General features: G+C 60.0%; 17 protein-coding genes. 15 read left to right on the forward strand and 2 right to left on the reverse strand.

All coding sequences use genetic code 11. The features are described 5' to 3' along the window. Positions 1-15 precede the first annotated feature (15 nt). Genes mraY through murB form a run of 6 tightly spaced genes read left to right on the forward strand, consistent with a single transcriptional unit; the run spans position 16 to position 7259 of the window. Entirely contained in the window at positions 16-1116 is a 1101-nt protein-coding gene (gene mraY, locus R6X40_RS03295) for a phospho-N-acetylmuramoyl-pentapeptide-transferase (protein WP_318410915.1), read from the forward strand. A gap of 6 nt (positions 1117-1122) precedes the next feature. Continuing rightward, a complete protein-coding gene (gene murD / locus R6X40_RS03300; RefSeq protein WP_318410917.1) occupies positions 1123-2514 on the forward strand; it encodes a UDP-N-acetylmuramoyl-L-alanine--D-glutamate ligase in 1392 nt (463 codons plus the stop codon). 60 nt (positions 2515-2574) lie between these two features. After that, positions 2575-3729, forward strand: a complete 1155-nt coding sequence (ftsW, locus tag R6X40_RS03305) for a putative lipid II flippase FtsW (RefSeq protein WP_318410918.1) — start codon at positions 2575-2577, stop codon at positions 3727-3729. A gap of 22 nt (positions 3730-3751) precedes the next feature. Next, complete coding sequence (murG, locus tag R6X40_RS03310) at positions 3752-4876, forward strand: undecaprenyldiphospho-muramoylpentapeptide beta-N-acetylglucosaminyltransferase (RefSeq protein WP_318410920.1); 1125 nt, start codon at positions 3752-3754, stop codon at positions 4874-4876. After that, positions 4873-6288 carry a UDP-N-acetylmuramate--L-alanine ligase gene (murC, locus tag R6X40_RS03315; protein WP_318410922.1) on the forward strand — a complete coding sequence of 472 codons (1416 nt, stop codon included), beginning with the start codon at positions 4873-4875 and terminating at the stop codon, positions 6286-6288. Before murG ends, murC begins: the two co-directional genes overlap by 4 nt. Continuing rightward, positions 6285-7259, forward strand: coding sequence for a UDP-N-acetylmuramate dehydrogenase (murB, locus tag R6X40_RS03320; RefSeq protein WP_318410924.1), 975 nt, complete (start codon positions 6285-6287; stop codon positions 7257-7259). The genes murC and murB overlap by 4 nt, the downstream gene beginning before the upstream one ends. 72 nt (positions 7260-7331) lie before the next feature. On the opposite strand, the gene R6X40_RS03325 is transcribed toward murB, so the two are convergent. After that, positions 7332-8636, reverse strand: coding sequence for an MFS transporter (locus tag R6X40_RS03325; RefSeq protein ID WP_318410926.1), 1305 nt, complete (start codon positions 8634-8636; stop codon positions 7332-7334). A gap of 381 nt (positions 8637-9017) precedes the next feature. Here R6X40_RS03325 and aqpZ point away from each other — a divergent pair, with 381 nt between their 5' ends. The 8 genes from aqpZ to recN all read left to right on the forward strand — a co-directional run bounded on the left by aqpZ (position 9018) and on the right by recN (position 19117). Next, positions 9018-9704: an aquaporin Z gene (aqpZ, locus tag R6X40_RS03330; RefSeq protein ID WP_318410928.1), complete on the forward strand. Its 687-nt coding sequence runs from the start codon at positions 9018-9020 to the stop codon at positions 9702-9704. A gap of 316 nt (positions 9705-10020) precedes the next feature. Continuing rightward, positions 10021-10947 (forward strand): D-alanine--D-alanine ligase, encoded by a 927-nt coding sequence (locus tag R6X40_RS03335; RefSeq protein WP_318410930.1) that lies wholly within the window; start codon positions 10021-10023, stop codon positions 10945-10947. Continuing rightward, positions 10935-11867 carry a cell division protein FtsQ/DivIB gene (locus R6X40_RS03340; RefSeq protein WP_318410932.1) on the forward strand — a complete coding sequence of 311 codons (933 nt, stop codon included), beginning with the start codon at positions 10935-10937 and terminating at the stop codon, positions 11865-11867. The genes R6X40_RS03335 and R6X40_RS03340 overlap by 13 nt, the downstream gene beginning before the upstream one ends. Next, positions 11864-13195: a cell division protein FtsA gene (gene ftsA, locus R6X40_RS03345; RefSeq protein WP_318410934.1), complete on the forward strand. Its 1332-nt coding sequence runs from the start codon at positions 11864-11866 to the stop codon at positions 13193-13195. Before R6X40_RS03340 ends, ftsA begins: the two co-directional genes overlap by 4 nt. Positions 13196-13289: 94 nt before the next feature. Then, entirely contained in the window at positions 13290-15062 is a 1773-nt protein-coding gene (gene ftsZ / locus R6X40_RS03350; RefSeq protein ID WP_318410935.1) for a cell division protein FtsZ, read from the forward strand. Positions 15063-15408: 346 nt separating this feature from the next. After that, on the forward strand, positions 15409-16341 hold the full coding sequence (gene lpxC / locus R6X40_RS03355; protein WP_318411309.1) for a UDP-3-O-acyl-N-acetylglucosamine deacetylase: 933 nt from the start codon (positions 15409-15411) through the stop codon (positions 16339-16341). A gap of 234 nt (positions 16342-16575) precedes the next feature. Next, positions 16576-17409: an outer membrane protein assembly factor BamD gene (locus R6X40_RS03360; protein WP_412178325.1), complete on the forward strand. Its 834-nt coding sequence runs from the start codon at positions 16576-16578 to the stop codon at positions 17407-17409. 34 nt (positions 17410-17443) lie between these two features. Continuing rightward, positions 17444-19117: a DNA repair protein RecN gene (gene recN, locus R6X40_RS03365; protein ID WP_318410938.1), complete on the forward strand. Its 1674-nt coding sequence runs from the start codon at positions 17444-17446 to the stop codon at positions 19115-19117. 11 nt (positions 19118-19128) lie between these two features. Here the strand turns inward: recN and R6X40_RS03370 are convergent, their stop codons facing one another. Continuing rightward, on the reverse strand, positions 19129-19857 hold the full coding sequence (locus R6X40_RS03370) for a hypothetical protein (RefSeq protein WP_318410940.1): 729 nt from the start codon (positions 19855-19857) through the stop codon (positions 19129-19131). A gap of 153 nt (positions 19858-20010) precedes the next feature. On the opposite strand from R6X40_RS03370, the gene ligA reads away from it, so the two are divergent. Further along, entirely contained in the window at positions 20011-22170 is a 2160-nt protein-coding gene (gene ligA, locus R6X40_RS03375) for an NAD-dependent DNA ligase LigA (RefSeq protein ID WP_318410941.1), read from the forward strand. Positions 22171-22275: the final 105 nt, after the last annotated feature.

Consider the following 22275-nt stretch of genomic DNA (forward strand, 5'->3'; position numbering starts at 1 on the left):
GGGGAAAGGTCCCTCATGCTCATCTGGCTTGTCGAACTGGCGGACCATTTTCAATTCTTCAACCTGTTCCGGTACATCACGTTCCGGACTGGCGCCGCCCTGTTCACCTCGGCATTGATCGTTTTCCTGTTTGGACCGCGGATGATTTCGTCGCTGCGCGTGCGGCAGGGACGTGGCCAGCCGATCCGCGCGGATGGACCGCAGACCCATTTCAAGAAGGCGGGAACGCCGACGATGGGCGGGTTGATGATCCTCGCCGGTATCGTCGGCAGTTCGTTGCTCTGGGCCGATCTTTCCAGCGTCTACGTCGTCTCGACACTGTTGGTAACGCTAGGTTTCGGCGCCATCGGTTTTTACGATGACTATCTGAAAGTCACGAAACAGTCTGACAAGGGCTTTTCCGGCAAGGCGCGGCTCGGGATCGAATTTCTCGTCGCTGGTATTGCCGTTTTCTTCATGATGCGCACGGCACTCTCGGCCGGCGTGTCCGGTTCGACCTTCGGATCGTCGCTGACATTCCCGTTCCTCAAGGATTTCACGCTCAATCTCGGCTATTTCTTCATCCTGTTCGGCGGCTTCGTCATTGTCGGCGCCGGCAATGCCGTCAACCTGACGGACGGTCTCGACGGTCTCGCCATCGTACCGGTGATGATTGCTGCAGCCTCTTTCGGTATCATTGCCTATCTCGCCGGTAACGCGGTCTTCGCAAACTACCTGCAGATCCATTTCGTGCCGGGGACGGGGGAGCTTGCCGTCATTCTCGGCGCGGTGATCGGGGCCGGACTGGGGTTCCTGTGGTTCAATGCGCCGCCGGCCGCCATCTTCATGGGCGATACCGGCTCGCTGGCGCTGGGCGGCCTGATCGGTGCTGTCGCCGTCGCTACCAAGCATGAGATCGTCATGGTCATCATCGGCGGCCTGTTCGTCATGGAAACCCTGTCGGTGATCATCCAGGTCTTCTGGTTCAAGCGCACCGGCAAGCGCGTCTTCCTGATGGCACCGATCCATCACCATTTCGAAAAGCTCGGCTGGACCGAAAGCCAGGTGGTCATCCGCTTCTGGATCATCGCGGTCATTCTCGCCATGGTCGGCCTTTCGACCCTGAAGCTGCGGTAAGAGACAATGATACCGGTCATCACATTCAGCGGCAAAAAGATCGCCCTGTTCGGGCTCGGCGGTTCAGGCCTTGCGACCGCGCAGGCGCTGGTTGCCGGTGGCGCCCTTGTGACGGCCTGGGACGACAACCCCGACAGCGTCGCCAAGGCGTCGGCTGCGGGCATCGGTACCGGCGATCTCCGTCAGGCGACCTGGGCGGAGTTCTCCGCCTTTGTTCTGTCTCCCGGTGTTCCGCTCACCCATCCGAAGCCGCATTGGACTGTTGATCTTGCCCATGCTGCCGGTGTCGAGATCATTGGCGATGTTGAACTGTTCGTGCGCGAGCGGCGTGTCCATGCGCCGGATTGCCCGTTCATTGCCATCACGGGCACCAACGGCAAATCGACGACCACCGCGTTGATTGCTCACATTCTCAAGTCCAGCGGCCGCGACACACAGCTCGGCGGCAATATCGGCACGGCGGTGATGACGCTCGATCCGCCGGCACGTGACCGGTTCTACGTCGTCGAGTGCTCGTCCTATCAGATCGATCTTGCACCGACGATCAATCCGTCCGCAGGCATCCTGCTCAACCTGACGCCCGATCATCTCGACCGGCATGGCAGCATGGAACACTATGCGGACATCAAGGAACGGTTGATCGCAGGCAGCGACACCGCGATCATCGGCGTCGATGACGTCTACACCGAGGCAATTGCCGACCGGGCAACGCTGGCCGGGCGCCGCGTTATCCGCATCGCCCGCCATCGCGCACTTGGCGAAGGACTTTACGCCGATGGAACGCGTGTCATGCGCGCCGAAGGCGGTCTGGCAACCGAGGTTGCCGATCTCGACGGCATCGCGACCCTGCGCGGCAATCACAACGCCCAGAATGCCGCGGCGGCGATTGCGGCCTGCCTGTCCGTTGGCGTTTCCGAGAGCGAAATCCTTGCCGGACTGTCATCCTTTCCGGGCTTGAAGCATCGCATGCAGCCGGTCGGCCGCAAGGGCAACGTTGTCTTTGTCAATGACAGCAAGGCGACCAATGCCGATGCAGCAGCTCCGGCGCTGTCGAGCTATGAGCGGATCTACTGGATTGCCGGTGGTCTGCCCAAGGAGGGCGGGATCACCTCGCTTTCACCCTTCTTTCCGAAGGTTGCCAAGGCTTACCTGATCGGCGAAGCCGCACCAGCCTTTGCAGTGGCCCTTGGAGACACGGTTTCCTTCGAGATTTCCGGAACGCTGGAGCGGGCGGTGGCCCATGCCGCTGCCGATGCTGAAAGGGATGAGGCGGCACAATCGGCTGTCATGCTGTCCCCGGCTTGCGCAAGCTTCGACCAGTACAAGAACTTTGAAGTGCGCGGCGATGCGTTTGTCAGCCATGTCGCTGCGATCGACGGCGTGACGATGCTGATATGAGGGTGATGGCCCTGACTTTGAGAGATTGGCGCCGGACGCGCCGTTGAAGGGGACGAAGAAATGGTAAGCCGTGCCGAACGTGGCCCTGTGGCCGACTGGTTCTGGACGATCGACAGGTTTTTCCTGGCGACCTTCGTTTTGTTGATGGGCATCGGTTTCATGTTGTCCTTCGCGGCAAGCCCGGCGGTGGCCGAGCGGCTCAATCTCGACAGCTTCCATTTCGTCAAGCGCCACGCGGCTTTCCTTTTGCCGTCGCTGGCGGTGATGATCGGTATCTCCTTCATGACGCCGAGGCAGGTGCGCCGCACCGCGATGATCCTGCTGGTGGCGTCGCTCGCCATGATGGTTCTGGCACTGTTCTTCGGGGCCGAGGTCAAAGGATCGCGCCGCTGGATCTCGCTGGCGGGATTGTCTGTGCAGCCGTCGGAATTCATGAAGCCCGCTTTTGTCGTTGTGTGCGCCTGGCTGTTTTCCGAACATGCCCGCCAGCCTGAAATTCCTGGCAACCTGTTTGCCATCCTGCTGTTCGGCATTGTCGCAGCACTTCTGGTGGCCCAGCCTGACCTTGGCCAGACGATCCTTACCACCGCTGTCTGGGGCGGAATGTTCTTCATGGCCGGCATGCCGTGGCTGTGGATCGTCGTGCTCGGTGGCTCCGCTGTCGGCGGCCTCGTGGTTGCCTATACCGTGCTGCCGCACGTCGCTGGCCGTATCGACCGGTTCATGACCGGCGAGGGTGATACATTCCAGGTCGATACTGCGCTGCAGGCCATCATCCGCGGCGACTGGTTCGGTCAGGGACCGGGCGAAGGTATCGTCAAGCGGATCATTCCCGACAGCCATACCGACTTCATCTTTTCGGTCGCGGCGGAAGAATTCGGCATCGTCTTCTGCATGGTGATCGTGCTGATTTTCGCTTTCCTCGTCATGCGCGGCCTCAGCCACGCGTTTCGCGAACGCAATGATTTCACCCGTTTTGCCGTTGCTGGCCTCGTGCTGCAGATCGGCATCCAGTCGATGATCAATATCGGCGTCAATCTGCAGTTGCTGCCGGCCAAGGGCATGACCCTGCCGTTGATCTCATACGGCGGTTCGTCCATGGTGGCGATCTGCGTGACGGCGGGGTTTATCCTGGCGTTGACCCGCCATCGTCCGGAAAAGCGCGCTGTCGAGCGTAGCCTGTTTCGCTCCGGCATGGGCGTTCCGGCCGAATAGGCCGATGGAATAAGGACTGAATATGACCAAAGGTATTATCATGCTCGCCGCCGGTGGTACCGGCGGCCATCTGTTTCCGGCGGAAGCACTGGCGCACGAACTGAAGGCGCTCGGCTATTCCATTCATCTGGTGACGGACAGCCGGGCAGAGCGTTTCGCGGGCAAGTTTCCGGCCGATGAAATCCACGTTGTTCCGTCGGCGACGATCGGGTCGAAGAACCCACTGAAAGTTGCGTCATCGCTATGGACGCTCTGGTCCGGAATTCGCGTTGCCCGCAAGTTGATGGCGAAGGTACGGCCGAAGGTCGTCGTCGGGTTCGGCGGTTATCCGACAATTCCGCCGTTGCTGGCGGCCACTGGCATGGGCATTCCGTCGATAATCCACGAGCAGAACGCTGTCATGGGCCGCGCCAACAAGGCGCTCGCCAATCGCGTTCGCGCAATAGCCGGCGGGTTTCTGCCGGAAACCGACGGCCCTTACGCAGCAAAGACGGTGACGACGGGCAATCCGGTGCGTCCGGCTGTTCTGGAGGCGGCCAAGATTCCCTATCAACCGTCCGCTGACGGCGAGGAGTTTCGTCTCGTCGTGTTTGGCGGCAGCCAGGGCGCCCAGTATTTCTCCAAAAGCGTGCCGACGGCCATCAGCCTGCTCGACGACAATTTGCGGCGGCGGCTGAAGGTCACGCAGCAGGCGCGCGCGGAAGACATGCCTATGGTCCAGGGCTGTGTCGCCAAGCTGGAGATGGACGCCGAAATCGCGCCGTTCTTCACCGACATGGCTGACCGTATCGCCAAGGCGCATCTGGTCATCTGCCGTTCCGGGGCCTCGACGGTTTCGGAGATCGCAGTGATCGGCCGTCCGGCAATCCTGGTGCCTTACCCCTATGCGCTTGATCATGACCAGGCGGCCAATGCCGCAGCACTGGCTGCGACTGGCGGCGCCAAGGTGATCGCCCAGGCCGAACTTTCGCCGGAAAAACTGAGCAAGATCCTGACCGGGGCGATGACCGGCCCGGAGAAGCTCTCCAAGATGGCGGCAAACGCCAAACAGGCGGGCAAACCCGATGCGGCGCGCTTGCTTGCTTCCATGGTTGAAGCTATTGCCAGCGGCTCGACGATTGCACAGTTCAAGGAAACACGCTCATGAAAATGCCGCAGACAATCGGCCTGGTTCATTTCATCGGTATCGGTGGTATCGGCATGAGCGGTATCGCCGAGGTGCTGCACAATCTTGGCCACAAGGTTCAGGGCTCCGATCAGTCCGACAGCGCCAATGTCCAGCGTCTGCGTGACAAGGGCATCGAGGTGTTTGTCGGTCACAAGGCCGAAAATATCGGCGAGGCTGAAGTCGTTGTTGTTTCGACCGCGATCAAGAAGAGCAATCCGGAACTGATCGCCGCGCGTGAAAAGCTGCTGCCGGTGGTCCGCCGTGCCGAGATGCTGGCCGAACTCATGCGCTTCCGCAATGCGATTGCCATTGGCGGCACCCACGGCAAGACGACGACAACCTCGATGGTCGCGACGCTGCTTGAGGCTGGCGGTCTCGATCCGACCGTCATCAATGGCGGTATCATCAACGCCTATGGCACCAACGCCCGCATGGGCGAGGGTGAGTGGATGGTGGTCGAGGCCGACGAATCGGACGGCACGTTCCTGAGGCTGCCTGCCGACGTTGCCGTGGTCACAAATATCGATCCGGAGCATCTCGACCACTACGGCAATTTCGATGCCGTGCGTGAAGCCTTCCGCCAGTTCGTCGAGAACGTGCCATTCTATGGCTTCGCCGTCATGTGCCTCGATCATCCTGAAGTGCAAACGATGGTGTCGAAGATCGAAGACCGCAAGGTCATTACATACGGTGAAAATCCGCAGGCTGACGTGCGTTATTCCAACATCCGCATGGATGGCACCACTTCGGTGTTCGACGTCGAGATCCGCCGCCGCCGCACCGGCAAGGTGATCCAGTTGAAGGATCTGCGCCTGCCGATGCCGGGCCGCCACAACGTGTCGAATGCGACCGCTGCGATTGCCGTTGCCCAGCGTCTCGGCATTTCGCCGGAGGATATCGCCAAGGGACTGGCCGCCTTTGCCGGCGTCAAGCGCCGCTTCACTTTTACCGGCGAATGGAACAATGTCCGCGTCTACGACGATTACGGCCATCACCCGGTCGAGATCAAGGCGGTGCTGAAAGCTGCGCGCGAAGCCTGCCAGGGCCGCGTCATCGCAGTGCATCAACCCCACCGGTTTTCGCGCCTGCACAGCCTGTTCGAGGATTTCTCTGCCTGCTTCAACGAGGCGGACACCATTCTGCTGGCGCCCGTCTATTCGGCGGGAGAGGAGCCCATCGAAGGCATCAATTCGCAGGAACTCGTTTCGAGGATCAAGGCCGGCGGCCATCGCGACGCACGGTTCATCGATGGTCCGGAAGCAATCGCCCCGATTGTATCGGCCATTGCACAACCCGGTGACTTTGTGGTTCTCTTGGGGGCTGGCAGCATCACATACTGGGCTGCCGCACTTCCGAAGGAACTCGCAGGCATTTCAGGAAATTCCGCATGAAACAGGTACACGGTGAAAAACTACTGGCCTCTCTCGGGGACAGCGTCAAGGAATTGCGCGGGCGTCTGACGCCGGATGCGCCGATGGATCGGGTCACCTGGTTTCGCGCCGGTGGACTTGCCGAGCTGATGTTCCAGCCGCATGACGCCGACGACCTCGTCACTTTCCTGAAACTGCTTCCTGCCGAAGTGCCTGTCATGGTCGCTGGCGTCGGCTCGAACCTGCTCGTGCGCGACGGCGGCATTCCGGGTGTTGTCATCCGCCTTTCGGCCAAGGGTTTTGGCGATGTCGAACTGGTGTCCGAAACGCGCGTCAAAGCTGGTGCGATCTGCCCGGACAAGAATCTGGCGGCGATGACGCTCGATCATGGCATTGGCGGTTTCGCATTCTACTACGGCATTCCCGGCACGATCGGCGGCGCCCTGCGCATGAACGCAGGTGCCAATGGCGGCGAGACGCGTGAGCGTGTCGTTGAGGTTCATGCGGTCGACCGTCAGGGCAACACGCATGTGCTGTCCAATGCCGACATGGGCTACAGCTACCGTCATTCGTCGGCACCGAAAGACCTGATCTTCACGCATGCCATTTTCGAAGGGTATCCGGAAGACAAGGCAAGGATCCGTGCCGACATGGACGCCGTGCGCCAGCATCGCGAGACCGTGCAGCCGATCCGCGAAAAGACCGGTGGATCGACCTTCAAGAACCCGGAAGGGCATTCCGCCTGGAAGCTGATCGACGAGGCCGGTTGCCGCGGCATGCTGATCGGTGGCGCACAAATGTCGCCGATGCACTGCAATTTCATGATCAACACCGGGCAGGCGAGCGGCTATGAGCTCGAATATCTCGGCGAGACCGTACGCCAGCGCGTGTTTGAAACCTCGGGCATTTCGCTCGAATGGGAAATCAAGCGCATCGGCACATTCATGCCAGGCTATGAGGTCAAGGAATTCCTCGGCGAACTGACGGCCTGAGTAATCGATATACTGAAATGAAAAAAGCCGCCGTGGAGTGATCCGCGGCGGCTTTTTGGTGTTGAATGGCGATCAGACCTCGTCCTTGCCCGAAAGCAGGATGCAGATCAGCGTGATCACGGCTGCTGCGCCGAGATAGTAGCCGACATAGGCCATGCCGTAGTTCACCTGCAGCCAGGTTGCGGCATAGGGCGCAAGCGAGGCGCCGAAAATGCCGGCGAGGTTAAAGGTGATCGATGAGCCTGTGTAGCGCACATTGGTCGGGAAGGGGGCTGCGAGCGCCGTACCGATCAGGCCATAGGTCAGGCCCATCAGCGCCATGGCGATCACTGCAAAGACGAAGATGGCGGCTTCGCCCGATGTCATCAGGCTGTTCAGGAAGAACGAGAAGATGCCAATCAGGACGGTCGTTGCGATCAGGACCTCGCGGCGTCCGAAGCGTTCGGCCAGCTTGCCGGCGATCGGAATGAAGATACCGAACATGATCGAACCAACAATCTGGATCTCCAGCGCATCGAGGAACGGGATCTTCAGGACCTTGACGTTGTAGGAGAGAAGATAGGCCGAGCCGATGTAGAACAGCACGAAGGTCGCAAGTGCCACGAACGTGCCGAGGAAGAGGCTGCGCTTGTGGTTGCGGAACAGTTCCACCACTGGAACATCGACGCGTTCATGCTTGTCGATGGCTTTCTGGAACGCCGGCGTTTCGGTAATTGACAGGCGGACCCAGAGACCGACGGCGATCAGGATGATCGAGGCGATGAACGGAATGCGCCAACCCCAGCTAAGCAGCTGCTCCTGGGTCATGAGGTGCAGCAGCAGCCAGAAGGCGCCGGAGGACAGGAACAGCCCGACAGGGGCGCCGAGCTGCGGGAACATGCCGTACCAGCTGCGCTTGCCTTCCGGAGCGTTCTCCGTGGCAAGAAGAACAGCACCGCCCCATTCGCCGCCGAGACCAAAGCCCTGACCGAAGCGGCACAGCGCCAGAAGAAGCGGCGCAATCACACCGATCTGCTCATAGGTGGGCAACAGGCCGATGATAACAGTCGAGACGCCCATGGTGAGAAGTGCTGCCACCAGTGTCGTCTTGCGGCCGACCCTGTCGCCGAAATGGCCGAATACGACCGCACCAAACGGGCGGGCGAAGAAGGCGATCGAGAACGTGGCGAAGGAGGCGAGCAGTGCGGTGGTGGGGTCGCTGTTCGGGAAGAACAGCACCGGGAACACCAGCACGGCGGCGGTGGCGTAAACGTAGAAGTCGAAGAATTCGATGGTCGTGCCGACCAGGCTTGCGAGCAGAACGCGGGCTGGCGAATTGAGCGGGCCCTTGTTCAACGGCTCTGCCGTCGGCGACAACGTGGAGTGTGTGTCGCTCATTATCATGTGTCCGTATTGGGAATGTTAATGCCGTCTTGGGAGGCAGCTGCCCGGCTTTAACGCAGACGAACCGGCAATAAAACCCTTCAAGCGCAACTATCGGCAAGATTTCGCAGGCTTCCTGTCGCAAAAGTGTCGCTGAAGCTACCATTGGATTGCAATGATTTTCACCGAAGTGACCAAAAATGCGCCCAGAGCGGTTCTCGTCACGCGTAATCCTTGACCAGAATCGAATTGTGGCAAATCTTGGGTTGTGCATTCGGCGACCGGGTGCGGCAAACAGGCTGGGGTGCGCATGCGTTTCCTTCAGGGGGTCTGACGGAGGCGCTGCCCATGCGCATCAGGCACTTTAGGAGCACTGCTCCGTTTGAAGGGGAATCCATGTTCAAGAAGCTTTCTGCGGAATTTTTAGGAACATTCTGGCTTGTGTTCGGCGGCTGCGGTAGCGCAGTCCTCGCCGCAGCTTTTCCGGAAGTCGGCATTGGCCTGCTCGGAGTCTCGTTTGCCTTTGGTCTCACCGTGCTGACAATGGCCTATGCGGTCGGCGGCATCTCGGGCGGTCACTTCAATCCTGCCGTCTCGGTAGGGCTCACGGTTGCCGGCAAATTTCCGGCCGCCTCGCTTCCCGGTTACATCATCGCCCAGGTTGCAGGGGGCATCGTCGCAGCTGCGGCCTTGTATCTGGTTGCCAGCGGCAAGGCTGATTTCCAGCTCGGCGGCTTTGCGGCCAACGGTTACGGCGAACATTCGCCGGGCGGTTATTCGCTGACCTCGGCACTGGTCATCGAAGTGCTTTTGACCGGCTTCTTTATCTTCATCATCCTGGGCGCCACCCATGGCCGCGTTCCTGTCGGTTTTGCTCCGATCGCCATTGGTCTCACCCTGACACTGATCCACTTGATCTCGATCCCGGTCACCAATACATCGGTCAACCCGGCGCGTTCCACCGGTCAGGCTCTGTTCGTCGGCGGCTGGGCGTTGCAACAGCTGTGGCTGTTCTGGCTTGCCCCGATTGTCGGTGCTGCCATCGGCGCGATCATCTGGAAGGTTGTCGGCGAAGACGACTGAGACCGTTTCATCTGACAGGATTTGAACCAGATAGGCCCCGCGCGCACGCTGCGGGGCCTTTCCATTTTATCGGCATAGTGCGCGCCATTTTCCTTGCCTCGCGATTAACACTCTGATTCTAAGCGATGAATCGAATCGCCAATTTGAGTCGGTGCGAAATATTTTATCGATGCCTTGGATAGGGTTAACCAAAGTAAACGGTTCATTAACTATAATCCGGCTCTAGTGAGGTTGTGTCTGGCGAGTGCGACTCAGCTCGAAAACAAGCTAGGCGCAAGCAGCGATTTGTAAGGCTGGCGTAATGTCGGGGGTTTTTATGAGTGGTAAGCATGTGGCTGTCCTGATGGGCGGATTTTCTTCGGAGCGGCCGGTGAGCCTGTCGTCCGGGACTGCGTGCGCCGATGCCCTGGAGGCAGAAGGCTACCGCGTCACCCGAATCGACGTCGATCGCAACGTTGCATCCGTTCTTGCGGATCTGCGTCCCGATGTTGCCTTCAACGCTCTTCATGGTCCCTTTGGCGAGGATGGCACGATCCAGGGCATCCTCGAGTATCTTCAGATCCCCTATACACATTCCGGTGTTCTTGCCTCGGCGTTGGCCATGGACAAGGCGCAGGCCAAGCTTGTCGCCAGTGCTGCCGGTATTCCCGTTGCCGAAGCGCGCGTTATGGATCGCCATGATTTCGGCTCCGATCATCCGATGAAGCCGCCCTATGTGGTCAAGCCGGTTCGTGAAGGTTCGAGCTTCGGCGTGGTGATGGTCAAGGAAGATCAGTCGCACCCGCCGCAGATCGTCACGTCGAGCGAATGGCGCTATGGCGACCGTGTCATGGTCGAGCGTTATGTCTACGGCCGCGAGTTCACCTGTGGCGTCATGGGCGATACGGCTCTTGCTGTCACGGAAGTGATACCCCAGGGACACGCCTTCTACGATTACGATTCAAAGTATGTGAAAGGCGGTTCAAAACACGTCATTCCGGCGGATATTTTACCGAATATTTACCAAAAAATACAAACACTGTCAGTCATGGCGCATCAGGCGATTGGATGCCGCGGCGTAAGCCGCTCCGACTTCCGCTTCGACGACCGTTTCTCTGCAGAAGGGGAGCTTATCTGGCTGGAGGTTAATACTCAGCCTGGAATGACTCCTACCTCTCTGGTTCCTGAAATGGCCGTTCATGCAGGCCATACGTTTGGTGAATTCCTCAAGTGGATCGTGGAGGACGCGTCGTGTTTGCGTTGAAGGGCAGGAAAGCAGGAAGAGGACGGGCTCCGCTGGAGGCGGCTGATCTTGATGGTCAGCGCGTTCTGCCGCGGCCGCTGCGCCGCGTCGTGCGTTTCCTTGTCAGTCTCGGAACTGGGCGCATCCATTTCATGCCGTATACCGGCACCGTGTCTGTCTTCGCGTTTTTCGCCGCGACCGGTTTCTACGGCATGTCGCTCGGCGGCCATAGTCAGGATTTCGCACAGACGACCACGACGGCTGTCGGTTTCGCGATCGAGGACGTCAAGGTCTCCGGCAATGACCAGACCTCTGAAATCGACATCCTGCAGCAGCTGGGTCTTGACGGTGCAACCTCGCTGGTTGCCCTCGACATCGGCGTGGCGCGCAAGCTGATCAGCGAAATGCCCTGGGTCGAGGATGTTGCCGTGCGCAAGGTCTATCCGGGTACGATCGAGGTCAATCTCAAGGAGCGCAAGGCGTTCGGCATCTGGCAGCACGGTTCTGATCTGTCGCTGATCGAAGCGAGCGGCAGCGTGATTGCGCCGCTGCGCGACAACAAATTCTCCGAGCTGCCGCTGTTTGTCGGCCGCGATGCGGAAACCACGGCGGCTGCGTTCTACGAGCGCTTTTCGCAGTGGCCGGAAATCAGCAAGCGTGTGAAGGCCTATGTTCGTGTCGCCGGCCGCCGCTGGGATCTGATTCTCGACAACGGCATTAACATCAAGTTGCCCGAGCATGATCTGGATCGCGCCATGCAGGTTCTGTCGACGATGGAAGAGGGCCAGCAGTTGCTGGAACGTGACATCGCAGCGGTTGATCTGAGACTGGAAGACCGCACCACGGTTCAGTTGACCCCCGAAGCTGCTGCCCGCCGCCAGACTGTTCTGGAAGCCCGCACGAAGATGTTGAAGAAGCAGGAAAAGGAAGGCCGTACATGAGCATCTTCGGCTCCTCTCATTTTGGGCTGCCGCGTCTGAAGCCGCTTTCTTCCAAGCGGTCGCATGTCGTTTCCGTGCTCGATATCGGTTCTACCAAGGTGGTGTGCATGATCGGCCGGCTGACGCCGCGTGCCGAGAGCCAGATCCTGCCGGGACGCACCCATTCGATCGAGATCATCGGTATCGGCCATCACAAGTCGCGCGGCATGAAGAACGGTGTAATCGCCGATCTCGATGCTGCAGAAAGCGTCGTGCGCCTCGCAGTCGATGCAGCCGAGCGCATGGCCGGACTGACTATTGATAGCCTGATCGTCAATATTTCTGCCGGCCGCCTGCAGAGCGATATCTATACCGCCTCCATCGATCTCGGTGGCCAGGAAGTCGATGCTGCTGACCTGAAGAAGGTTCTGGCCGCCGCCGGTCAGCAGTCGCTGCGCCAGGACCGCGTTATTCTGCATTCGCTGCCGACCGGCTTCTCGCTCGACGGCGAACGCGGCATCCGCGATCCCTTAGCAATGTTCGGCGATGCGCTGGGTGTCGACATGCACGTGCTGACGGCGGAACGCGCCGCATTGAAAAACCTCGAACTCTGCATCAACCGCGCTCACCTGTCGGTCGAGGGTATTGTTGCTACGCCATACGCAAGCGGCCTCGCTGCCCTGGTGGACGACGAAGTCGAACTCGGCTGCGCTGCCATCGACATGGGCGGCGGCACCACGACGATCTCGGTCTTCGCAGAAGGCAAGCTGGTTCATGCCGATGCGATCAGCCTCGGTGGTCACCACGTGACGACCGATCTGGCCCGTGGCCTGTCCACCCGCATTGAGGATGCGGAGCGTCTGAAGGTCGTTCACGGCTCGGCACTGCCCAACAGCGCCGACGAGCGCGACATCGTGTCTGTTCCGCCGATCGGCGAGGACGACCGCGATCAGCCGACGCATGTGCCGCGGGCTCTCGTCTCGCGCATCGTTCGGGCTCGTATCGAAGAAACACTGGAACTGATCCGCGACCGCATTCAGCGGTCCGGCTTCTCGCCGATTGTCGGCAAGCGCGTCGTTTTGACGGGTGGTGCTGCGCAGTTGACCGGCCTGCCGGAATCAGCGCGCCGGATTCTCGCCCGCAACGTCCGCATCGGCCGTCCGCTCGGCGTCTCCGGACTGCCGGCAGCGGCGAAGGGGCCGGCCTTTTCGACAGCCGTCGGCTTGATGATCTATCCGCAGGTCGCGGACATGGAAACACATGCGGCGCAGGGCGGTCTGCTCTCGTCTCTTGCAGGAAACAACAGCCGTATCGCCCGGATGGGTCAATGGCTGAAGGAAAGCTTTTGAGCCCATCAGCCTGACGGCTGACGGGATGCAATACGGGATTTAGTGATTTGGCCGGCTCGGCAAGGCGGCCAGAAACCAGGAAGGAACGGGTACAATGACGATCAACTTGCAAAAGCCGGACATCACCGAGCTGAAGCCCCGCATCACCGTCTTCGGTGTCGGCGGGGGCGGCGGCAATGCAGTCAACAACATGATCACCGCAGGCCTCGAAGGCGTCGATTTTGTCGTCGCCAACACCGATGCTCAGGCGCTGACCATGACCAAGGCTTCGCGCATCATCCAGATGGGTGTTGCCGTGACCGAAGGTCTGGGCGCCGGTTCGCAGCCGGAAGTCGGCCGTGCGGCCGCTGAAGAGTGCATCGATGAGATCATCGATCACCTGAACGGCACGCATATGTGCTTCGTCACTGCCGGCATGGGGGGTGGTACCGGTACCGGTGCTGCTCCAGTCGTTGCCCAGGCTGCCCGCAACAAGGGCATCCTCACGGTTGGCGTCGTCACCAAGCCGTTCCAGTTCGAAGGCCAGCGCCGCATGCGTCTCGCCGACATGGGCATCCAGGAACTGCAGAAGTCCGTCGACACATTGATCGTCATTCCGAACCAGAACCTGTTCCGGATCGCCAATGACCGCACCACGTTCGCCGACGCCTTCGCGATGGCTGACCAGGTTCTCTACTCGGGCGTTGCCTGCATCACCGACCTGATGGTCAAGGAAGGCCTGATCAACCTCGACTTCGCGGACGTTCGTTCTGTGATGCGCGAAATGGGCCGCGCCATGATGGGCACCGGCGAAGCATCCGGCGAAGGCCGCGCAATGGCCGCAGCCGAAGCTGCAATTGCCAACCCGCTGCTCGACGAAACCTCGATGAAGGGTGCCCAGGGCCTGCTGATCTCGATCACCGGCGGCCGTGACCTCACCCTGTTCGAAGTCGACGAAGCTGCCACCCGTATCCGCGAGGAAGTGGATCCGGACGCCAACATCATCCTCGGCGCAACATTCGACGAAGAACTCGAAGGCCTCATCCGCGTTTCGGTCGTGGCAACGGGTATCGATCGGACGGCTGCGGAGGTAGCCGGTCGTTCTGCTGACTTTCGTCAGGTAGCAGCCCGGCCGATCGTCCGTCCGTCCATTGCGATCCCGGCAGCGCCGGTCCAGCAAACGGTCGCCGTTCAGCAGCCGGCTCCGGTCGCCCAGCAGCCTGTCGTTCAGCAGCAGGTTGCCCAGCCGGTGCAGCAGACCAGCGATTCGATCGCCGAAGCCATTCGTGCAGCCGAACTGGAACGCGAACTGTTCCTCTCGATGCCACGCGGTGGTGCTACGGCACCGGTTCAGCAGGCTCAGGACGACTTCCGTCCGCAGAGCAAGCTTTTCGCAGGCGCGCCGGTAGAACAGCAGCCAATCGTCCAGGCCGCTCCGGTTCAGCGGGCTATCGAGACGCCAGTCTACCAGCAGCCGGTCGCACAGGCCCCGGTTCGCCAGGAGCCGATTGCTCCGGTCATCCGTCAGCAGGCCGAACAGGTCCGCATGCCGCGGGTCGAAGACTTTCCGCCGATGGTGAAGGCTGAAGCCGAGCACCGGGCACAGCCGGTTCAGCATGAAGAGCGCGGCCCGATGGGCCTGCTCAAGCGAATCACCAATTCGCTCGCCCGCCGCGAAGAAGAACCGCATGATGTCGCCTCCGACATGACTGCCGGTGCACCGGCAGCTGCCTCGCAGCAGCGTCGTCCGCTGTCGCCCGAAGCCAGCGTTTACGCGCCGCGCCGGGCCGCCCCTCTCGATGACCGTGCCCGCGCTGCCTCGCAGCCGCGTGCACATGAAGACGATCAGCTCGAAATCCCGGCTTTCCTGCGCCGCCAGTCGAACTGATTTTTTAGCCCACCTTCCTCCTTGCCGAAATGCCCGGGTTTGCGCCCGGGCATTTTTTATGAATTATTGAATTTTTCCAATACCTAAGCACCGTGTGTGCGTCGCGTAACAAAGCGAAAGAAACAGTGATTTGGAATGACGGCCCACTGCAATTATCTTCATAATCAGGACTGATGGGGCAGCATTGCGATTCTAAACGCGAAAGTTTGCATATTGGACCGGGTGGTGACGCCAAAGCGTTGCTTTCCGACTGTGTATCTTGCGGCTTTGGAAAACGCGCAGCTCTGGTCCTCTTGAGACATTCGGCGGTAACGCCACATAGCATTTGAAGGCGATAAGCATGGGACTGGGAATTGGACTGCTTGGATTTCAGACAACGATTGCACACTCTGTCACTCTGAGCGGCACCGGCGTACATTCTGGCGCCGAGGTAGCAATCACATTTCATCCGGCGGAAGCGGACAGCGGCATCGTTTTCCAGCGTGTTGTCGGCGAACAGACGATCAGCGAATTCAAGGCGGTCTCCTCTCAGGTCGGCAATACGGATCTCTGCACCATCCTCGGCTTTTCGCCAGCCACTTCGATCGCCACGATCGAGCATGTGATGGCCGCAATCTACGCACTCGGCCTCGACAATCTGCTGATCGAAGTGCAGGGCGCCGAAATGCCGATCATGGATGGCAGCTCGGCTCCGTTCATTGACGCTATCGAGCAGACCGGCATCAAGGCGCTTGCGGTCAAGCGCCGGTATATCCGGATCCTGAAGCCGGTCCGTATCGAATCAGGTGCTTCCTGGTCGGAATTCACGCCCTATGATGGCATGCGCTTCGAAGTAGAGATCGATTTCGATAGCCCGCTGATCGGTCGTCAGGCCTGGAAGGGTGACATCACCCCGGCGGTCTTCAAGACGGAGTTGTCGCGTGCCCGCACCTTCGGTTTCATGCGCGATGTCGAGCGCATGTGGGCCGCTGGCCGCGGCCTCGGTTCGTCGCTGGAAAACTCGGTCGTCATTGCCGATGACAACACGGTCATCAATATGGAAGGCCTGCGCTACAAGGACGAGTTCGTCCGCCACAAGACACTGGACGCCGTGGGTGACCTGGCTTTGGCCGGTGCGCCGTTTATCGGTTGCTACCGTTCTTATCGCGGCGGCCACAAGATGAACGCCAATGCGCTGAAGGCGCTGATGAGCGATCCGACGGCTTACGAAATCGTCGAGACCACGTCGCAGCGCCAGCGCTCTACGCCGCGCGAAGTCATTGCGGTCAACGCGCCGTAATGCGCAGCCATTTGTTCCGAATAGGGAAAATCTGGTCTAACATTTGATGAGAGCCGGTCTTTTGACCGGCTTTTTCATGATAAGGCTGCCACAAAATTGCGTTAATCAATCATCATGACATTGCGATCTTGTTGCATCTTGATCTAAAACGCGGTTCATAGGCGGCGGTATTCTTACTGGCGCGGGAGTTGGGATTTACGAATGGTAATTGCAGGCCAGTTTGAATTGAAGAAGATGGCACGTGTTGCTGTCATCGCGCTTGCGGCCGCCGCCGGCAGCGTGCTGATCACCGCCTGCCAGAACGATCCCGACATCGATATCACCAAGCTGACAGCCGAAACGGATCCGCCGGAAGTGCTCTACAATCAGGGCCTTGCAAACCTGAACGCGGGCAAGACCACGGAAGCGGCGCGTAAGTTCGACGCGATCGACCAGCAGCATCCGTTCTCCGAATATGCCCGTAAGGCGCTGGTCATGCGGTCGTTCATCAATTACCGCAATGGCCAGTATCAGGACGCCATCAACGGGGCGAGCCGCTACCTCAATCTCTATCCGGAATCAGACGACGCGGCCTACGCGCAATATATTGTCGGTCTTGCTTATTCCAAACAGATCCCGGCGGTGACGCAGGATCAGAAGCCGGCCTTCAAGACGATCGAGGCAATGCAGGCGGTCATTACCAAATACCCCGATTCTCAATATGTCGAGGATGCGCAAGCCAAGATGCGCTTTGCCAAGGACCAATTGGCCGGCAAGGAAATGCAGGTCGGCCGTTACTATCTTGAGCGCAAGGAATATCTTGCCGCGATCACGCGCTTCCGCTCGGTGGTCGAGAAGTATCCGAATACCAATCAGGTCGAAGAGGCGCTGTCGCGTCTGGTCGAAACGTATTTCGCCATGGGCATCACCGCCGAGGCGCAGACCGCAGCGGCCGTTCTCGGGCGCAACTATCCTGACAGCCAGTGGTATGCCGACAGCTACAAGCTCCTGCAGACCGGCGGTCTGGAGCCGCGTGAAAACGGCAACTCTTGGATTTCGCGCGCCGGCAAGCAGCTTGTTGGCGCCTAATATCAGGATTGTCAGCGAAGAGATTTGAAACGGGATGCTCTCACAGATTTCGATCCGCGATATCGTCCTGATCGAACGGCTTGATCTGTCCTTCGAGGCAGGCCTCTCTGTGCTCACGGGTGAAACCGGGGCCGGAAAATCCATTCTGCTCGACAGCTTGTCGCTGGCGCTCGGCGGACGAGGCGACGGTTCTCTCGTTCGCCACGGCGGCGACAAGGGGCAGGTGACGGCGGTGTTCGATGTCGGCATGAGCCATCCGGCCCGGATGCTCGTTCGCGAAAATGGCATCGATGATGATGGCGACCTGATCTTTCGCCGGGTGCAATCGGCCGATGGCCGCACCAAGGCCTATGTCAACGACCAGCCTGTTTCCGTACAGCTAATGCGCCAGGCAGGCCAGCTGCTGGTCGAAATCCACGGCCAGCACGATGATCGCGCGCTTGTCGATACGCATGCCCATCGCACCCTCCTTGATGCCTTTGGCGGCCTTGCCGAAGAGGCGCAGGCTGTTGCCGGTCTTTACCGCATCTGGAAGGATGCCGAGCGGACGCTGAAGAAGCACCGCGACAAGGTTGAAGCCGCTGCCCGCGAGGCCGATTATCTGCGCTCTTCGGTGGAGGAGCTGGAAGCCCTGTCACCGAAGGATGGTGAGGAAGACGATCTGGCCGAACGCCGGTCGCGGATGATGAAGGCAGAGCGCATCGCTGTTGATATCAACGAGGCCAGCGAGTTCCTCAACGGCAATGGATCTCCCGTGCCTCTGATTGCGTCGATGGTCCGGCGTCTGGAGCGCAAGAGCCACGAAGCGCCGGGTCTTCTCGAAGAAACGGTCGAACTGCTCGACGCCGCGCTCAACCAGCTTTCCGACGCTCAGATGGCGGTCGAGGCGGCGCTGCGGAAAACCGAATATGACCCGAAGGAGCTGGAGCGCGTCGAGGAGCGGCTGTTTGCGCTGCGTGCCGCCGCCCGCAAATATTCCGTACCGGTGACGACGCTGCCGGCACTGGCCGTCCGGATGATCTCCGATCTGGCTGATCTCGATGCGGGTGAAGAAAAGTTGAAACAGCTGGAAGGCCAGCTTGGCCTGACAAAGGGTGCTTTTGATGCGGCGGCTGTGGCCCTCTCGGCGAAGCGCCACAATACGGCAACGGCTCTCTCTGACGCTGTGATGGCAGAGCTTCCGGCGCTGAAGCTTGAGCGCGCCCGGTTTATGGTGGAAGTCACGTCCGCTCCGGATATTGCTGCGGCTGAAGGCATCGACGTGGTCGAGTTCCATGTTCAGACCAATCCCGGAACGCGGCCGGGACCAATCATGAAAGTGGCGTCCGGCGGCGAACTGTCGCGCTTTCTTCTGGCGCTCAAGGTGGCGCTGGCGGATCGCGGTTCGGCACCGACGCTTGTGTTTGACGAAATCGATACCGGTGTCGGCGGCGCTGTCGCGGATGCTATCGGCCAGCGGCTCAAGCGGCTGTCGAAAACCGTGCAGGTCCTGTCTGTTACGCACGCGCCGCAGGTGGCAGCGCGGGCCGCGACACATCTGTTGATTTCGAAGGGACCGTCTGCGGAAAAATCCGAAACGATTGCCACACGAGTCGCCCGCATGGACGACAAGGCCCGTACCGAAGAGATCGCCCGCATGCTGGCCGGCGCTTCGGTGACCGATGAGGCGAGGGCAGCTGCAGCGAGCTTACTGGCGGGCGGCGGCTAATTGCCAGCCGGCTAAAGCAGCAAGATGCTGGCCACCGCCGGGTGCGACGCTACACCGCCTGACGTTCGATCGAGCCGGGATAATGCGTGGTCGATGGTCGCAAAGCTGTCCTTCGCCTGATCGGTGAAGGCCGCAGGACGGCCATCCCGGTGCAGCCTGCGTGTGGCGTCTTCCAGCATGAACTGCAGTTGCTGCGCAGTATTTCTGAAATCTGCGACCTCCTTGTCGCTGGAATGGAATGCCCGGTCCGGCACATCATCGTTCAGAATATCGCGATAGGCTTGCGGCAGGACATTGGTCTCTGCCTCGGGTACTCCGGCGTCTTCTACGGTCTTTTCCGTCTCGTCCGTCCGATCCATTGATGTATCCGCGGTCGCTGCAACCGAGCTGGAGACGGGCTGCATGTTCTTTCCTGCCAAAATGGCATCGGAGAATTGCGCGGTGGCTGATCCGAGTTGCTTGGCGAGCTGCAGGGAGCGCTGCGCCGTCGCTCCGGGCGCAAATCCCCATTGCATCAGCGCCATCATCTCGTCCTTGAGGCGTTTGAGCGTTTCCTCGGCTTGCGCCTTGCGCTCACGAGGTTCGTTTTCGACAATGCTGCGCAGGGCGTCAAGTGTACTGGACGCGGCCTGTTGCCGCTCATCCGGGTGATCGGTGGTCTGCACGGCAGACGCGTTCTCAGACGCAGTCAACCGTTGCAGACGCTGGGGCAGGGAATAGGGTGCAGTTGCGGTAATCATGCCTGCTCCTCCCTCCGGGTCTTTTATTGTTCTCCGGCGCGCTTGCCTTTCCGGCATTATAGCGTTGAGGAATTAATCGACGCTTTGCGAAGCGGCGGCTTTTCATTCACGGGATTTTCTCTAAAACGAAGCCAAAACGTGGAGTCTGCCAGCATGTCGACCTTGTCCGTTGCCGTTGAAAACCTGACGCTTGAAGATGCCGCCGCCGAACTGGAACGGCTGGCTGGCGAGCTGGCGCACCACGACGCACTCTATCATGGCAAGGATGCACCGGAGGTTTCGGACGCAGACTATGACGCGCTGAAGCGGCGCAACGAGGAGATCGAGACGCGATTCCCGGAGCTTGTGCGGGCCGACAGCCCATCGCGCAAAGTTGGTGCGGCGCCATCGGGCATCTTCCAGCAGATCACCCATGCGCGGCCGATGTTGTCGCTCGACAACGTGTTTTCCGACGAGGACGTGCAGGACTTCATCGCAAGCGTCTACCGGTTTCTAGGCCTGCTGCCCGACAACTCGATTGCCTTTACCGCAGAGCCGAAGATCGACGGTCTGTCTATGTCGCTGCGCTACGAAAACGGCAAGCTGATCAGCGCCGCGACGCGTGGTGACGGCACGACCGGCGAAAACGTCACGGCCAATATCCGCACGATCAAGGAAATCCCGCAGACTTTGCCGGCCGATGCGCCTGCGATCGTCGAGGTTCGTGGTGAGGTCTATATGGGCAAGAGCGACTTCCTGGCGCTCAACGAACAGATGGTGGCTGAGGGCAAGCAGACCTATGTCAACCCACGCAATACTGCTGCCGGATCCCTGCGGCAGCTTGATCCGACGATCACGGCCAGCCGCAAGCTGAAGTTTTTCGCTTACGCCTGGGGCGAAATCTCGGAGATGCCGGCCGATACCCAATCCGGCATGGTCGAGGTGTTCAAACGCTGGGGGTTCCCGGTCAATCCGCTGACGCAGCGCCTGTCTTCGATTGAGGCCATTCTCGAGCACTACAATGATATCGGCTTGAAACGCCCCGATCTCGATTACGATATCGATGGCGTCGTCTACAAAGTCGACCGGCTCGACCTGCAGCAGCGCCTCGGCTTTCGCTCGCGCTCGCCGCGCTGGGCGACGGCACACAAGTTTCCGGCCGAGCAGGCGTTCACAACGGTGGAGAATATCGACATTCAGGTAGGCCGCACCGGTGCGCTAACGCCGGTCGCACGACTGACGCCGGTCACAGTCGGCGGCGTTGTCGTCACCAATGCGACACTGCACAATGCCGATTACATCGAAGGTATCGGCAATGGCGGCGAGCGCATCCGCGAGGAGGATCACGATATTCGCATTGGCGACACCGTCATCGTTCAGCGGGCAGGGGATGTTATCCCGCAGGTGCTGGATGTGGTGATGGAGAAGCGTCCGGCCACTGCCGAGCGGTATCCGTTCCCAAAAGTCTGTCCAGTCTGCGGCAGCCATGCCGTGCGTGAGAGAAACGAAAAGACCGGAAAACTCGATTCCGTTACCCGTTGCACCGGCGGCTTTGTCTGCCGGGCGCAGGCGGTCGAGCACCTGAAGCATTTCGTTTCGCGCAATGCCTTCGACATTGAAGGTCTGGGCTCAAAGCAGATCGATTTCTTCTTCGAGGCGGAGGATCCGGCGCTGTCGATCAAGACCGCACCCGATATCTTCACACTGGAGAAACGGCAGAACGCATCGCCCCTGACCAAGCTCGAAAATATCGACGGTTTCGGCAAAGTCAGCGTCCGCAAGCTTTATGACGCGATCAACGACCGCCGCCAGGTGGCATTGCACCGGCTGATCTATGCCCTCGGAATCCGCCATGTCGGCGAGACCACGGCAAAGCTTTTGGCGCGGTCGTATGGCAGCTACATCGCGTTCGCGGATGCGATGAAGGCCGCCGGTGACATCACTTCGGAAGCCTGGAGCGATCTCAATACGATCGACGGCATCGGCGATGTCGTTGCCCGGGCGATCGTCGAGTTCTACAAAGAGCCACGCAACATGGATGTTGTATCGCGCCTTCTCGACGAGGTGACGCCACAGGACGCTGAAGCGCCAGTTGCAAGCTCAAGCCCGGTTGCGGGCAAGACGGTCGTCTTTACCGGATCGTTGGAAAAGATGACGCGCGACGAGGCCAAAGCCATGGCCGAACGGCTGGGTGCCAAGGTCGCAGGCTCTGTGTCGAAGAAGACCGATCTTTTGGTCGCGGGCCCGGGGGCTGGCTCGAAACTTGAAAAAGCGCGCGAACTCGGTGTTGAAACTACGGATGAGGATGGTTGGTTTGTCCTAATCGGTGGGTAATCGCCCCAGATCTGCCTTAAAAGCTTTCCTCGTTCCCCTGTCTTCTCTATGAGGGCTGCCAGAATTATGACAGTTTCGTGACAACACGAAGATAGGTGGATGAAC

It is taken from the genome of Rhizobium sp. PL01, assembly GCF_033447125.1.
Classification (GTDB): Bacteria; Pseudomonadota; Alphaproteobacteria; order Rhizobiales; family Rhizobiaceae; genus Pararhizobium.